Raw genomic sequence first — 14,107 nt, forward strand, 5'->3', positions numbered from 1 at the left:
ACCCCGGGACGCTGTGTCCCGGGGTGCTTCGTGTGGAAGACGCGATCAGTTGTCGCGCTTCTCCTTGATCTTGGCCTTCTTGCCGCGCAGGTTGCGGAGGTAGTAGAGCTTCGCGCGGCGCACGTCACCGCGGGTGACGACCTCGATGTGGTCGATCACCGGGGAGTGCACCGGGAAGGTGCGCTCGACGCCCACCTGGAAGCTGATCTTGCGGACCGTGAAGGTCTCGCGCACGCCGTCGCCCTGGCGGCCGATGACGACGCCCTGGAAGACCTGGATACGAGAGCGGCTGCCCTCGGTGATGTTGACGTGCACCTTGACGGTGTCGCCGGGACGGAACTCGGGAATGTCGGAACGGAGCGAAGCCGCGTCGACGGCGTCCAGGATCTGCATGATCGTCTCTCTCTGCACTCGCCACAGGTCGGGATGCAATGGATGGAAGGAATACGTGAAGTATGTGCCGAACGGCGCATGATGCGAACGCGGGCTCCCCTGAGGCAGAGCCGGTCACGGCACAAGGAACCATTCTGCCATGGATCCGGCTGCCGGCCAAAACACGTCAGCGCTCGGAGGCGGGCTTCTCCTGGATGACGAACACGTCGCCGTCGGCCGGCGCGCGGCGCGGGGCATCCGGCTGCGCATCCGGAGTGACCGAAGAGGGGAAGCGGATGCCGACGCCCGCGGTGCCCGCCTCGCTCCACAGCTGCCGCAGCACCAGCCAGAACAGCCCGAGGCCGACGACGATCGCCGCCGTCAGCAGCAGCGGGAACCATGTCTGCGGGTAGCATCCGATCGCGATCGTCAGCGCGTGCCACACGCCGAAGCCGAGCACGTCCCACCAGGACGCGGCTCCGGTCTCGCGGGCCGAGGGCCGCGCGCGCTGCAGCAGCGTGAGTGCGAGCTGCCCGACGAAGACCGAGGGGATGGCGATGAACAGGACCCACAGGAATGCCCAGCCGCCCGCATTGAAGATGCCCCAGCCGACGAGCAGCCACAGCGGCAGCACGACGACGGCCGGGAACATCCAGCGGTAGAAGGCTCGTCGCAACCACATACTCCGATGGTAGGCGCGCCCGCTCCGCGCAGGCGGGATGTTCGCTGTGAGCGCTCCTCGGCGATCTCGGGGAGAATGGGAGGGACGAGAGGAACACCATGATCGAACTGCGCACCCCGGCCGAGATCGACGAGATGCGAGCTGCGGGACGTTTCGTCGCCGAGACCCTGGCGACGCTGCGCGACGAGACGAAGGTCGGCACGAATCTGCTCACGATCGACCGCAAGGCGCACGATCTGATCCGCAAGGCCGGCGCCGAGTCCTGCTACATCGATTACGCCCCCTCGTTCGGCAACGGCCCGTTCGGCAAGGTCATCTGCACGTCGATCAACGACGCCGTGCTGCACGGACTCCCCCACGACTACACCCTGCGCGACGGCGACCTCGTGTCGCTCGACTTCGCGGTCGCCGTCGACGGCTGGGTCGCGGACTCCGCCGTCTCGTTCGTCGTCGGAACCGCTCGCGATGAGGACCTGCGCCTCATCGACACGACCGAGCGGGCGCTGGATGCCGCGATCGCCGCGGCCACCGTCGGGAACCGCATCGGCGACATCTCGGCCGCAGTGGCTGCGATCGCGCACGGCGAGGGCTACTCGATCAACACCGATTTCGGCGGCCACGGCGTCGGCCGCACGATGCACGGGGACCCGCACGTCGCCAACGACGGGCGGGCCGGCCGCGGCTTCCCGCTGCGCGACGGCCTCGTGCTGGCGCTCGAGCCCTGGTTCCTGGCGACCACCGACGAGCTGCGCACCGACGAGGACGGCTGGACTCTGCGCAGCGCCGACGGCTCGCGGGGCGCGCACTCCGAGCACACCGTGGCGATCACCGCGGACGGCCCGATCGTCCTGACCGACCGCAGCTTCCTCGGCGTCAAGTAGTTCGCCTCCCTCCTTACCTCCGCGAAACAGGACGTGCCGCCCGAGACAGGCCCCGGCACGGCCTGTTTCAGCGGGCAGGGCCTGTTTCGGGGGAATCGCGCGCTCCCAGCTCGCCACCGGGCCGGGGACGACCCGGAACAGCGGGTGCGGGTCCGGCGCGGCCAGGTTCTGCCACCGGGCGAGGACCTCGGGACTCCGCGCCGCCAGCTTGGCGCGCAGATGCGCCCATTCGAGCGCGAGCTGGCCGTCCGTGACGTCGATCCGCCGAACCTCGGCGCCCGTCACGGGGATGCGGGTGCGGTCGAACCGTAGCCACGGGCGTCGGCCTCGTGGGCGAGACCCTCGAGGTACACGCCGACGGATGCGACGGGGTCTGCCTGCGCCTGGAACCGCTCCAGCTGCGGATGACGCGTGTATCCGCGGGTCTCGCCGGCGAGCACCTTCTGCGCCAGCAGCGTCTCCCGCCAGCAGGCGATGAGCGCCTGACGGTCGAGGTGACGCGGATGGACCGACCATATCCTCATGCGGCGTCCGCGCGATAGACGAACACATCGGTCACCATCGGCAGCGTGAAGTCGTCACGACCAGCCGTCGCCGGATCGGCGTCGAGGATGCTGTCGAGTTCCGCGACCATGCCGGCGCGGGTGTCGTCATCTGCAGTGAGGAAGCTGCTGACCGTCAACCACCGCCGGATGTAGTCCTCCCGCGTTATCCGTTCGGACCAGCCGAGCTCGGCGCGGTGGTCGAAGACGAACCCGGGGAGCTCGTCGGCGGCGGACTCCGTCGTCGCGTCCGCGGAGTCGCTCACGGCGGGGTGCGCGACGCGATGGCACGCGCGGTCCCAGGAGCATTCCGGGTCGGAGTGGTTCCACAGCAGGCCGAGCGTCCCGCCCGGCACGAGCACCCGCCGGATCTGGGCGCACGCGGCATCCCGATCGAACCAGTGGAACGCCTGCGCGACGGCGACGGCATCCATCGATCCGCCGGGCAGAGGGATCTGCTCCGCACCGCCCTCCAGCGCTTCGACGGTCGGCAGCTTCGCCCGCAGCACGTCGAGCATCGCGACCGACGGCTCGACCGCGATCACGCGGTCGGCACGACCGACCAGCAGCTCGGTGAACTTGCCCGTCCCGGCGCCGAGGTCGAGGACGGCATCCACCCGGTCCGGCAGGATCGCGTCCGCCGCGGCGACGGGGAACCCCGGCCGGTAGCGGTCGTAGTCCTCGCCGATGCCCTCGAACGACTTCGCGAGTTGCTGATGATCCGCCATACTCCGACGCTACCCCGCCCGAGACAGGTCCTACGCGACGAAACAGGCGGTGCCACACCATGTTTCAGAGGGCAAGGCCTGTTTCGGGGTGGGCGCCTGCGCGCTACGCGAGCTCGATGAGCTCCTGGTACTCCTGGCTCCAGATGTCCTCGACGCCGTCGGGCAGGATGAGCACGCGCTCGGGGTTCAGCGACTGCACGGCACCCGGGTCGTGCGAGACGAGCACCACGGCGCCCTCGTAGTGCGCGAGCGCGCCGAGGATCTCCTCACGGGACGCGGGATCGAGGTTGTTCGTCGGCTCGTCGAGCAGCAGCAGGTTCGCCGACGACACCACGAGCGTCGCCAGCGACAGGCGGGTCTTCTCACCGCCGGAGAGGACGCCTGCGGGCTTGAGCACGTCGTCGCCGGTGAACAGGAACGACCCCAGGACCTTGCGCGCCTCGGTCTCGGTGATGTGGGGCGCTGCCGAGACCATGTTCTCGAGCACCGAGCGGTTCACGTCGAGGTTCTCGTGCTCCTGCGCGTAGTAGCCGACCTTGAGTCCGTGCCCCGGCTCGAGCTGACCGGTGTCGGGCTGGTCGACGCCCGCAAGCATGCGCAGCAGCGTCGTCTTGCCGGCACCGTTGAGGCCCAGCACGACGACCTTGGAGCCGCGGTCGATCGCCAGGTCCACATCCGTGAAGATCTCCAGCGATCCGTACGACTTCGAAAGGCCGGATGCCATGAGCGGCGTCTTGCCGCACGCGGCCGGCTTCGGGAACCGGAGCTTGGCGACGCGGTCGGCCTCGCGGACCTCCTCGAGACCCGACAGCAGCTTCTCGGCGCGCGCGACCATCTGGTGCGCCGCTGCCGCCTTGGACGCCTTCGCGCCGAACCGCGCCGCCTGCATCTGCAGCTGCGTCGCCTTCTTCTCGGCGTTCGCGCGCTCCTTCTTGCGGCGCTCCTCGTCGGCGACGCGCTGACGCAGGTAGTTCTTCCAGTTCATGTTGTACGTGTCGATGAGCTGACGGTTCGCGTCGAGGTAGAACACCCGGTTCACGGTCTCGCCGACGAGCTCGACGTCGTGGCTGATGACGATGAGTCCGCCCTTGTATCCCTTGAGGAACTCGCGCAGCCACACGACGCTGTCGGCGTCGAGGTGGTTGGTCGGCTCGTCGAGGATCATGGTCTGCGCGTCCGAGAACAGGATGCGCGCCAGCTCGATGCGCCGGCGCTGACCACCCGAGAGGGTCTTGAGCGGCTGGTCGAGGATGCGGTCGGGCAACGAGAGGTTGTTGGCGATGGATGCCGCCTCGGCCTCGGCCGCGTAGCCGCCGAGCGCCTCGAACCGCTCGGTGAAGTTCGCGAACTTCCGCATCGCCTTCTCGGCCACCGCCGCGTCGTCGGATGCCATGTCCTCGGCGGCCTTGGCCATGCCGAGCTGGATCGAACCGAGCCCGCGCGCGTCGAGGATGCGGGTCCTGGCGAGCATCTCGGGATCGCCGGACCGCGGATCCTGCGGCAGATAGCCCAGCTCTCCGGAGCGTGTGACCTTGCCTCCCGAGGGCAGGACGTCTCCCGCGAGCACCTTGGTCAGGGTGGTCTTGCCCGCGCCGTTGCGCCCGACGAGGCCGATCTTGTCGCCGTCGGCGACGCGGAACGACACGTTCTCCATGAGGAGGCGCGCGCCCACGCGAATCTCGAGGTCCTGCACGGCAAGCACAGCGGAAGTCCGTTTCTTCAGGGGGATGCGGCCGAACGGCCAGCCTCCCAGTATAGGTCGACCCGCCGGGACCGACGGCGCACCGAAGACCCCTCTGAAGTATGACGCGGTCGATACCTCAGGGTGATGCGCCCGCATCCGCCCGATACGTAGGTTCTCCCCGTGGACATCATCAACGAGCTCATCATGCAGGCCGTGGCATCCCCGTGGCTGTACCTCGTCATGTTCGCGACCGCCGTGATCGACGGCTTCTTCCCGCCGATCCCGAGCGAGACGGTGCTCGTCGCCGCGGCGGCGGTCGCGGCATCGACCGGCGGCACCGACATCCTCCTCCTGTGCGCCGTTGCGGCCCTGGGCGCCCTGATCGGCGACAACATCGCGTATGCCATCGGACGTTCGGTCGGCACGACGCGCTTCTCGTGGATGCGGCGTCCGCGTGTCGCCGCCGCCTTCGACATGGCACGGCGAGCCCTGACCCGCAGCGGCGCACCTCTGATCCTCGGCGCGCGCTACATCCCGGTCGGCCGCGTGGCGGTGAACATGACCGCCGGCGCCCTCGGCTATCCCTGGCGGCGCTTCCTGCCGCTGAGCGTGCTCGCCGCGATAACGTGGGCCGCCTACAGCGCCGGGATCGGTCTGCTCGCCGGCCAGTGGTTCGAGGACCAGCCGCTGCTGAGCGCCGTGATCGGCATCGCCGCGGCCCTCGTCATCGGGCTCGTGATCGATCGTGCGACCGCCTTCCGTCGCCGCAGGCGAACCCGCGCCGCCCACGATGCGACCCCGCACGACGAGAGCGAGGTCGCCGGGCACGCATCCGTGGAGGTGGCAGGATGACACCCATGCGGATCAAGAAGGCGCGTGAGCCGCGGCCGCCGGGACGACTGCGGCTGTGGCTGACCGACCGCACGCGGGTCATGGTCGTGATCCTCGCCGCGATCGCCGTCGTCCTGTACTGCGTGCTCGTGCCGCTGCATGCGGCGGCCTACGGCGCACCCGTCGCCGTGACGATGGCGCTGGCCGTCGCCGCGGTCGGCTCCCCCGCCATCGGCGTCCGCTATCCGAACGTGTCGATCATCCTCTTCACGGGTTCGGTCGTCCTCATCCCGCTGATGATCTCGCGCGACGCCGTCGCGGGAGCACCGTGGCCGTGGTCGGTGCCGATGCTGATCGCCTTCGCGGTCCAGGTCGCGGCGATCACGATCCGGCAGGGGTGGCGCTCCGGACTCATCCAGTTCGCCATCGGCAGCGCGGCGGGCGTCACCGCTGCCGTCATGCTCCCGTCGGTGCCGAGCGGGAACTCGCTCATCGTCACGACCTCGGTCGTGGGCGGGATCTACCTCGTGGCGGTCCTCTTCGCCGGGCGTCTGCGCCTGGGGGACGAGCTCACGCGCGAACGCGCGCACACCGCCCAGGAGCAGGCCCGCCGCGAGCTCGTCGAGGAGCGCACGCGCATCGCACGCGAACTCCACGACGTGGTCGCCCACAGCATGTCGCTGATCCAGGTCCAGGCGTCCACCGCACGGTACCGGGTCACGGAGCTGCCGGAAGAGGCGGCGGCAGAATTCGACGACATCGCAGCGTCCGCCCGCGGGGCCCTGACCGAGATGCGGCGGATCCTGGGCGTGCTGCGCACCGAGGACCACGCCGCCGAACTCGCCCCGCAGCGCGGGATCGACGATGTCCCCGCGCTGGTGGAGACCACCCGGCGCGCAGGAGCTGCGGTGTCGCTGAGCCAGGCGGTCAGCGACGAGGTCTCGACGGCGACGCAGCTGGCCGTGTACCGGATCACGCAGGAAGCGCTGAGCAACGCCGTGCGTCACGCCCCGGGCTCGGCGATCTCGGTATCGTTGACCGCGGATGCCTCGGACGTGCACCTGCGGGTCCGCAACGACCATGACGGAACGACCCGCACGACAGGCGGACACGGACTGCGCGGCATGAACGAGCGGGCGGCCCTGCTGGGCGGGACGGTGTCGGCAGGACCGACGACGGACGGAGCGTGGCTCGTGGAAGCGATCGTCCCGCGGCATCCGGCGTCGGCCGCGGAAGGATCCTCATGACCATCGAAGTGCTCATCGCCGATGACCAGGCGATGGTGCGGGCCGGATTCGCCGCGCTGCTGGACGCGCACGACGGGATCACGGTGACCGGTCAGGCCGTCGACGGGCTCGAGGCCGTGTCGCTGGCGGCCAGGGTCGATCCCGACGTGATCCTCATGGACGTCCGCATGCCGCAGCTGGACGGCATCGAGGCCACGAGGCGCATCCTCGGCCCCTCGTATCCTGCGGCCAAGGTGCCGCGCATCCTCATGCTCACGACGTTCGACATCGACGACTACGTGTACGACGCGCTCCAGGCCGGCGCCAGCGGCTTCCTGCTGAAGGACGCGCTCCCGGAGGAGCTCGTCCACGCCGTGCGCGTGATCGCGGCCGGTGACGCCCTGTTGTCGCCGAGCGTGACCCGGAGGATGATCGCGCAGTTCGCGGCGCAGAAGCCGAGGACGACGGCATCCGCCCATCTGCTCTCCGGTCTCACCGATCGCGAACGCGAAGTCCTCGTGCTGATCGGTCAGGGCCGATCGAACGGCGAGATCGCCACGGCGCTGTTCATCGCCGAGCAGACCGTCAAGACGCACGTGGGCAAGGTGCTCGCGAAGATCGGCGCCCGCGACCGGGTGCAGGCGGTCATCTTCGCGTACGACACAGGCCTCGTCGAGCCCGCCTGACGCTACCCGGGTAGGGGTCGCGTCGGCACCACGGGGTGATGTGCGCGCGACCACCGCATCCATAACCTCCTCGAACACCCACCGAGGAGGACTCATGACCATCGCGCTCCCGCGCCCCGCCGGCACCCGGCAGCACGGCCGTCCCGCCAGGAACACCGGTATCGACCTCGTACGCGCATGGTGCGTGGTCGGCGTCGTGACGCTGCACGCGCTCATGGTCGGTGTGACCGTGACGGATGCCGGTCCGCTGTTCGCCAACGCCAGCGACGGCTCCTGGTGGATCACGACGCTGAGCTGGGTCCTGCAGGTCATGCCGCTGTTCTTCGTGATCGGCGGCTTCGCCGGATTCACGGCCTACCGGCGGGCGCGGCAGCGCGGCGGCTCGGCGGCGGGCTTCGTGGCATCCCGCATCCATCGCCTGCTGCTGCCGGCGGTGTGCACGATCGGGGTCGTCGCGATCGTGCTGCTGGCGCTCCTGGCGAGCGGGGTGGCCGGCGAGCTTGTGGGCATCGCCGGCTACCGGTTCGGGCAGCCGCTGTGGTTCCTCGGGGTCTTCCTGCTCTGCCAGGTGCTGCTGCCGATCATGGTCGCAGCTCACGAGCGAGCGCCCTGGGCCGCCCTCGCGCTCCTGGTGCTCGGGGCGGTCGTCGTGGATGCCGTGCGCATCGCGACCGGCGCGGACGCCGTCGGCATCCTGAACCTCGCCGTGATCTGGCTCGCGCTGCAGCAGGTCGGATTCTTCCTCGCCGACGGCCGCATCGCGGCGCTCACCCGGCGCACCCGCGCGGTGGTCGGGCTCGTCGCCGCGGGAGCGCTCGTGCTGAGCTTCGTCCTCGGCATCCACTCCCCCGACCTGATCGCGAACATCAACCCGCCCACGACCGCGCTGCTGCTCGTGGGCGTCGCGCACACGATGCTCGTCTCGCTCATGAGCCGGCGGCTGACCTCCTGGAGCGAGAACCGGTTCGGCGCCGCGCTGCGCGCGTTCATCACCCCTCGGGCGATGACGATCTACCTGTGGCACATGCCCGTGCTGCTGGCCATGGCGGGTGCCTGTGCGGTGTTCGCGATCGCCTCCGGGTTCGCGCTCCCGGCACCGAGCAGCCCCGAATGGTGGATCACACGGCCCCTCTGGCTCGCCACGGCCTTCGGGCTCACCGCCCTGGTGGCCGCGGCGCTCGCGGGCGTCGAAGCGCGCACCGCCCCGCCGGCGACGACCTCGATCAGACGGCTGGTCTCGGCGTCTGCGCTGGGTGTGGTGGCCGTCGCCCTGCTCCTGGTCGTCGGCGCCTCCCCTGCGACGGCGGCACTGGCCGTCGCGATGATGCTCCTCGCCCTCAGGCTCGCCGGGGAGACTCCCGATCACCCGCGTTCGGCGCCGTGGCCGATGCGGAGCGCAGGGATCGACGCCAACAGGATCAGGGCGATCGAGAACGCGAACACGACGGGGAACGTCTGAGCACCGCCGCCGAGGGTCGCAACGCCCAGCCCGGCCAGCGCCACGGACACAGCCGACCCGGTGGAGTCCGAGATCGACAGCGCGGACGAGTTGAACCCCGCCCGGCCCGGTTCCGAGTACGCGAGTGTGAGCACGGTGAGCCTCGGATACAGCAGCCCCATCCCGCCCCCGGCGAAACCCCAGCCGATCACCACGATGAGCGGGGATGCGGCGGTGAGGGCGGTGATGAGGACGCTGATGATCGCCACGAGGAGGAGCCCGAGGCTGATGGCCGCGATCCGGCGATTCCCGAGCGCCTCGCCGTACCTGCCCTGCGCCGCGGATCCGCCGGCCCACGCGAAGGCTGCGAGCATCAGCGCGATGCCGGCCCAGGTCGGACTGAAGTCGAACTCCTCCATGAGCAGGTACGGGATGTAGGCCTCGGCAGCGAAGAACGCTCCGGCGACGAGGCCGCGCATGAGGATGACGCTGGGCAGACCGCGGGCGGCGCGCAGGCTTCCCCTGGGCAGCAGCGGCACGATCGCGAACCCGATGACGAGCACCGCGACGAGGGCGATCGGCCATCCTGTCGCCGGTGGGGCATCCGCCGAGAAACCGACGACGACGGCGCCGACCGCAACGGCTGTCGCCAGCAGCAGCCGTCGACCGAGACCGGTGGCGGCGGCCGGGCCGCCGCCACCGAGGTCGAGGGCGCGCAGGCGCACGGCGATCATGGCGAAGGCGATCGCGGTGAGCACCGCGACGCCGAGGAACGCCCACCGCCAGTCGAGGAACTCGGCCACGGCGCCGGCGAGGAACGGCCCGATCATCGCCGGGACCACCCAGGCGGCGGCGAAGGCCGCAAAGATCCGGCCGTGCAGATTCGGCGGGTACAGGCGGGCGACGACCACGTACAGCGCGACGGTCTCGCCGCCGGCGCCGAGTCCTTGCACGAGACGGCCTGCGAGGAACTGCTCCATCGTCACGGCGAAGCCCGAGATCAGCAGGCCCACGATGAACAGCGACACCGCGGCGTAGAGCGGACCGCGCGGACCCCTGGCATCCGACCACGCCCCGCACGCCACCATCCCGATGACGCTCGTCGCGAGCGTGCCGGCGAAGGCCACGGCGTAGAGCGCCTCGCCGTCCAGCGCGTCGCTGACCACCGGCATGACTGTCGTGACCGCGAGGGACTCGATCGCGGCGAGGAAGATCAGCGCGACGGCCCCGACCGTGACCCAGATGCGCTCGCGATCCCAGATCGACGGGGTGGTCGCGACGCTCATGCGCCCGGCTCGTCCAGCGCTGCGATGCGCGTGATCGCCTCGGTGACGATCTCAGGACTCGTCCCGAAGTTCAGCCGGACGTGGCCTGCACCTTCGGCCCCGAACGCCGGTCCGAAGTGCAGCGCGACTTTCGCCTCGCGCAGAATGCGCTTGGACGGGTTGGTCCCCCAGCCGAGATCGGTGAGGTCGATCCAGGCGAGATAGCCGGCATCCGGCATCCGGTAGCGCGCCGCAGGCAGATGCGCGGCGAGGAGATCGCCCAGCAGACGCCGGTTGTCGTCGAGTGTCGCGAGCAGTCCGTCCAGCCAGGCGTCGCTCTGCTCGGCGAAGGCGGCGGTGGCCGCGAGCATCCCGAACTGGCCGGTGCGCCACTCCACCTCGACGGGCAGGCCGCGAACCAGACGCGCGGTCTCGTCGGATGCCGTCACCATCAGCGCGCACTTGAGGCCCGCGAGGTTGAACGCCTTGCTCGCGCTGACGACGGCGTAGCCGATCGCGCGGGCGGCGTCGGAGACGTTCAGGAACGGAGTGAAGGCCGTTCCGGGCTGAACGAGCGGTGCGTGGATCTCGTCGGAGACGACGGCCGCGCCGTGTGCGAGCGCGATCTCGGCGAGAGCGTCGAGGGATGCGGCGGAGTGCACCGTGCCGGTCGGATTGTGCGGGTTGCACAGCAGCAGGGCGCGCGCCCCGGCCTCGAACGCGGCGCGGATGCCGTCGAGGTCGAGTTCCCAGCCGTCGCCCGTGTCGCGCAGCGGCACCCGCTCGACCACGGCCCCGACCTCCTCGACGAGGTCGAAGAACGGCGGGTACACGGGCGTGGTGACGATGACGCGGTCGCCCGGGCTCGTCACCCGGCGCAGGATCTCGACGACGCCCATGCTGACGTCGGCGGTCGACCGCATCCGCGCGGGGTCGGGCGACCAGCCGTACCGGCGCTCAGCGAATCCCGTGAACGCCTCGGCGAGCGGGGTGCGCGATGCGACGTACCCGGTGTCGCCGGTGCGCACCGCGCGCTCGAGCGCCTCCGTGATCGTCGGGGCGAGCGGGAAGTCGGTCTCGGCGACGAACAACGGCAGCACGTCGGGGGGATACTCCCGCCACTTCTCACTCGTCCGCTCGCGGAGCTGCTCGAGCGGAAGCGCCCTGACCTTCACGGCCGTGTCAGATGGCGAAGCCGAGCGCGCGCATCATGTCGCGCCCGTCGTCGGTGATCCGCTCGGGACCCCACGGCGGCATCCACACCCAGTTGATGCGGAAGCGGTCGACGACCGAGTCCAGTGCCTGCGCCGTCTGCTCCTCGAGCACGTCGGTCAGCGGGCATCCGGCGCTCGTGAGCGTCATGTGGATCACGAGCGCGTCGTTCTCGTCGTCCCAGGCCAGGTCGTAGATGAGGCCGAGGTCGACGACGTTGATCCCGAGCTCGGGGTCCATGACGTCCTTGAGAGCTTCGGTGACCTCGTCGTACTTCTCCGGGGCAAGAGTCGCGGTCATGCGATCAGCCTACGCCTCGATGGGAGCCGAGGGGTCGAGGAAGCGGTCGTAGCCCTCTTCCTCGAGGCGGTCGGCGAGCTCGGGCCCGCCCTCCTCGACGATCTTGCCCGCGACGACGACGTGCACGTGGTCGGGGCGGATGTAGCGCAGGATGCGGGTGTAGTGCGTGATGAGCAGCACGCCCAGACCCGTGGCCTCCTTGGCGCGGTTGACACCCTCGGAGACGATCTTCAGCGCGTCGACGTCGAGACCGGAATCGGTCTCGTCGAGGATCGCGAACTGGGGCTTGAGCACCTCGAGCTGCAGGATCTCGTGGCGCTTCTTCTCGCCGCCCGAGAAGCCCTCGTTGACGTTGCGCTGCGCGAACTTCGGGTCCATGCGCAGGTTCGACATGGCGGTCTTGACGTCCTTGGTCCAGGAGCGGATCGAGGGAGCCTCGCCGTCGAGTGCCGTCTTGGCTGTGCGCAGGAAGTTCGTCACGGTGACGCCGGGGATCTCCACCGGGTACTGCATCGCGAGGAAGAGCCCCGCGCGTGCACGCTCGTCGACGGACATCTCGAGCACGTCCTCGCCGTCGAACGTGATGGTGCCGCCCGTGACGGTGTACTTCGGGTGACCTGCGATCGTGTAGGCCAGCGTCGACTTGCCCGAGCCGTTCGGGCCCATGATCGCGTGGGTCTCACCGGTCTTCATGGTGAGGTCGATGCCGTTGAGGATCGGGGTCGTCCCCGCCTCGGTCTCGACGGAGACATGCAGGTCGCGGATCTCGAGAACAGACATTTCAGACTTCCTTCGTGACGTTCGGGTCGATGAGCACGTCGTCGCCGTCGATCTCGACGACGTAGACCGGGACGGGCTCGAAAGCGGGGAGGTTGAGGGGCTTGCCGGTGCACAGCGAGAAGGCGGAGCCGTGAGCCCAGCACTCCAGCGTCTTGCCCTCGACGAAGCCCTCGGACAGCGAGATGTCGCCGTGGGTGCAGGTGTCTCCGATGGCGTGGATCTCACCGTCGGAGTCGAGGACGAGCGCCATCGGCACGCCGTCGAGCTCGACGCGCAGCGGGGTGTCCTGCTCGAGGTCGCTCACGCCGCACGCGCGCTGGGCGCTCACGCGTTCACCGCCGCGAGCTCCGTCTCGATCGCGGCCATCAGCTCCTCCTCGATGGCCGGGATGCCGAGGCGCTGCACGATGTCGCTGAGGAAGCCGAGCACGACCAGTCGACGCGCCTCTTCTTCGGCGATGCCGCGGGCCTGCAGGTAGAACAGCTGCTCGTCGTCGAAGCGACCGGTGGCGCTGGCGTGACCGGCGCCCTGGATGTCACCGGTCTGGATCTCGAGGTTCGGGATCGAGTCGGCGCGCGCGCCCTCGGTCAGCACCAGGTTGCGGTTGGCCTCGTACGAGTCGGTGCCCGTGGCATCCGGTCCGATCAGGACGTCGCCGATCCACACGCTGCGTGCGCCGTCGCCCTGGAGAGCGCCCTTGTAGAGGACGTCTCCGGTCGTGTGGGCGCCCTTGTGGTGCAGGTACACCTGGCTCTCCAGGTGCTGACCGGCGTCGGCGTACGACAGGCCGTACAGGCGGCCCTCGGAGCCGGTGCCTGCGAGCTCGACGTTCGGGTTCACGCGCACGACGCCGCCGCCGAAGCTGATGACGAAGTGCTTCAGGAAGGCGTCCTTGTCGACGCGCGCCTGGTGGGAGGCCGCGTGGACGGCGTCGTCGTCCCAGCGCTGGACCGTGATGACGGTGAGGCGGGAGCCGGCGCGTGCGATGATCTCGACGTTCTGCGCGTACTGGGCGGAGCCCCGGTGGCGCAGGACGACGGTGGCCGAACTGTTCTCGAGCGCCTCGATCACGATGTGAGCGTCGGCGCGCTTGCCTGCGCCCTGCCCGGTGATCGTGACGAGGACGGGCTCTGCGACCTCCTCATCGCGAGGGATGCGCACGTGCATGGCGCCGTCGGTTCCCTGCCATGCGGCCGCGGCCACGACGTCCTCCGGGACGAAGATCTCGCCGCGCGGCGCGTCACCTGCTGCGAGGGGCGCGGCGATGAACTGCTCGCCGCTCTCGACGTCGTAGACGACGCCGTCGTTCTCGCCGGCAGGTGCGAACAGCCGCTCGAGCTGCGCGACGGGCGTGTGCTTCCAGTTGACCTCGCGACCGTTCGGGGCGCCGAAATCGTCGGGGTCGAACGAACGCGGCCGCTCAGAACGGGTCTGGACCGGCACGAAGGCAGGCTCGACCTCGGTGTATGCAGTCGTCATG

General features: G+C 69.9%; 15 protein-coding genes and 1 pseudogene. 5 read left to right on the forward strand and 11 right to left on the reverse strand.

The window, feature by feature from the left end; all coding sequences use genetic code 11:
• Positions 1-45: 45 nt before the first annotated feature.
• Both rplS and AB0269_RS05585 read right to left on the reverse strand, forming a co-directional pair.
• Positions 46-393, reverse strand: a complete 348-nt coding sequence (gene rplS / locus AB0269_RS05580; protein ID WP_175988256.1) for a 50S ribosomal protein L19 — start codon at positions 391-393, stop codon at positions 46-48.
• A 166-nt stretch (positions 394-559) separates the two neighbouring features.
• A complete protein-coding gene (locus AB0269_RS05585; RefSeq protein ID WP_366210242.1) occupies positions 560-1,054 on the reverse strand; it encodes an MFS transporter permease in 495 nt (164 codons plus the stop codon).
• Between the two features lie 98 nt (positions 1,055-1,152).
• On the opposite strand from AB0269_RS05585, the gene map reads away from it, so the two are divergent.
• Complete coding sequence (gene map, locus AB0269_RS05590) at positions 1,153-1,935, forward strand: type I methionyl aminopeptidase (protein WP_366210243.1); 783 nt, start codon at positions 1,153-1,155, stop codon at positions 1,933-1,935.
• Between the two features lie 99 nt (positions 1,936-2,034).
• Here the strand turns inward: map and AB0269_RS05595 are convergent.
• The 3 genes and pseudogenes from AB0269_RS05595 to AB0269_RS05605 all read right to left on the reverse strand — a co-directional run.
• Positions 2,035-2,459 (reverse strand): annotated as a pseudogene (locus tag AB0269_RS05595) (pyrimidine dimer DNA glycosylase/endonuclease V); the annotation flags it as partial.
• Positions 2,456-3,205 (reverse strand): class I SAM-dependent methyltransferase, encoded by a 750-nt coding sequence (locus tag AB0269_RS05600; RefSeq protein WP_366210244.1) that lies wholly within the window; start codon positions 3,203-3,205, stop codon positions 2,456-2,458. The pseudogene AB0269_RS05595 and the gene AB0269_RS05600, both read right to left, overlap by 4 nt.
• A gap of 103 nt (positions 3,206-3,308) precedes the next feature.
• Positions 3,309-4,907: an ABC-F family ATP-binding cassette domain-containing protein gene (locus AB0269_RS05605; RefSeq protein WP_366210245.1), complete on the reverse strand. Its 1,599-nt coding sequence runs from the start codon at positions 4,905-4,907 to the stop codon at positions 3,309-3,311.
• A 162-nt stretch (positions 4,908-5,069) separates the two neighbouring features.
• Between AB0269_RS05605 and AB0269_RS05610 the strand changes: the two genes are divergently transcribed.
• From AB0269_RS05610 to AB0269_RS05625, 4 genes are all read left to right on the forward strand, one after another.
• A complete protein-coding gene (locus AB0269_RS05610) occupies positions 5,070-5,741 on the forward strand; it encodes a DedA family protein (protein ID WP_366210246.1) in 672 nt (223 codons plus the stop codon).
• Positions 5,742-5,746: 5 nt separating this feature from the next.
• A complete protein-coding gene (locus AB0269_RS05615; RefSeq protein WP_366210247.1) occupies positions 5,747-6,967 on the forward strand; it encodes a histidine kinase in 1,221 nt (406 codons plus the stop codon).
• Entirely contained in the window at positions 6,964-7,632 is a 669-nt protein-coding gene (locus tag AB0269_RS05620) for a response regulator transcription factor (RefSeq protein WP_366210248.1), read from the forward strand. Before AB0269_RS05615 ends, AB0269_RS05620 begins: the two co-directional genes overlap by 4 nt.
• A 94-nt stretch (positions 7,633-7,726) precedes the next feature.
• Positions 7,727-9,091: an acyltransferase gene (locus AB0269_RS05625; RefSeq protein ID WP_366210249.1), complete on the forward strand. Its 1,365-nt coding sequence runs from the start codon at positions 7,727-7,729 to the stop codon at positions 9,089-9,091.
• Here the strand turns inward: AB0269_RS05625 and AB0269_RS05630 are convergent.
• The 6 genes from AB0269_RS05630 to sufD are packed head-to-tail and all read right to left on the reverse strand — an operon-like array spanning position 8,995 to position 14,106.
• Positions 8,995-10,356 (reverse strand): MFS transporter, encoded by a 1,362-nt coding sequence (locus AB0269_RS05630; RefSeq protein ID WP_366210250.1) that lies wholly within the window; start codon positions 10,354-10,356, stop codon positions 8,995-8,997. The genes AB0269_RS05625 and AB0269_RS05630 overlap by 97 nt on opposite strands.
• Positions 10,353-11,510 (reverse strand): aminotransferase class I/II-fold pyridoxal phosphate-dependent enzyme, encoded by a 1,158-nt coding sequence (locus AB0269_RS05635; protein ID WP_366210251.1) that lies wholly within the window; start codon positions 11,508-11,510, stop codon positions 10,353-10,355. The genes AB0269_RS05630 and AB0269_RS05635 overlap by 4 nt, the downstream gene beginning before the upstream one ends.
• Before the next feature lie 7 nt (positions 11,511-11,517).
• Positions 11,518-11,847, reverse strand: a complete 330-nt coding sequence (locus AB0269_RS05640; RefSeq protein WP_175988239.1) for a metal-sulfur cluster assembly factor — start codon at positions 11,845-11,847, stop codon at positions 11,518-11,520.
• Between the two features lie 9 nt (positions 11,848-11,856).
• Positions 11,857-12,627 carry a Fe-S cluster assembly ATPase SufC gene (gene sufC, locus AB0269_RS05645; protein WP_366210252.1) on the reverse strand — a complete coding sequence of 257 codons (771 nt, stop codon included), beginning with the start codon at positions 12,625-12,627 and terminating at the stop codon, positions 11,857-11,859.
• 1 nt (position 12,628) lies between these two features.
• The gene (locus AB0269_RS05650) at positions 12,629-12,955 is read right to left on the reverse strand and encodes a non-heme iron oxygenase ferredoxin subunit (protein ID WP_366210253.1); all 327 of its coding nucleotides are present in this window, start codon (positions 12,953-12,955) and stop codon (positions 12,629-12,631) included.
• A complete protein-coding gene (gene sufD, locus AB0269_RS05655) occupies positions 12,952-14,106 on the reverse strand; it encodes a Fe-S cluster assembly protein SufD (RefSeq protein WP_366210254.1) in 1,155 nt (384 codons plus the stop codon). Before sufD ends, AB0269_RS05650 begins: the two co-directional genes overlap by 4 nt.
• Position 14,107 lies beyond the last annotated feature (1 nt).

The organism is Microbacterium sp. NPDC077644 (assembly GCF_040702785.1).
In the GTDB taxonomy this organism is placed as follows: Bacteria; Actinomycetota; Actinomycetes; order Actinomycetales; family Microbacteriaceae; genus Microbacterium.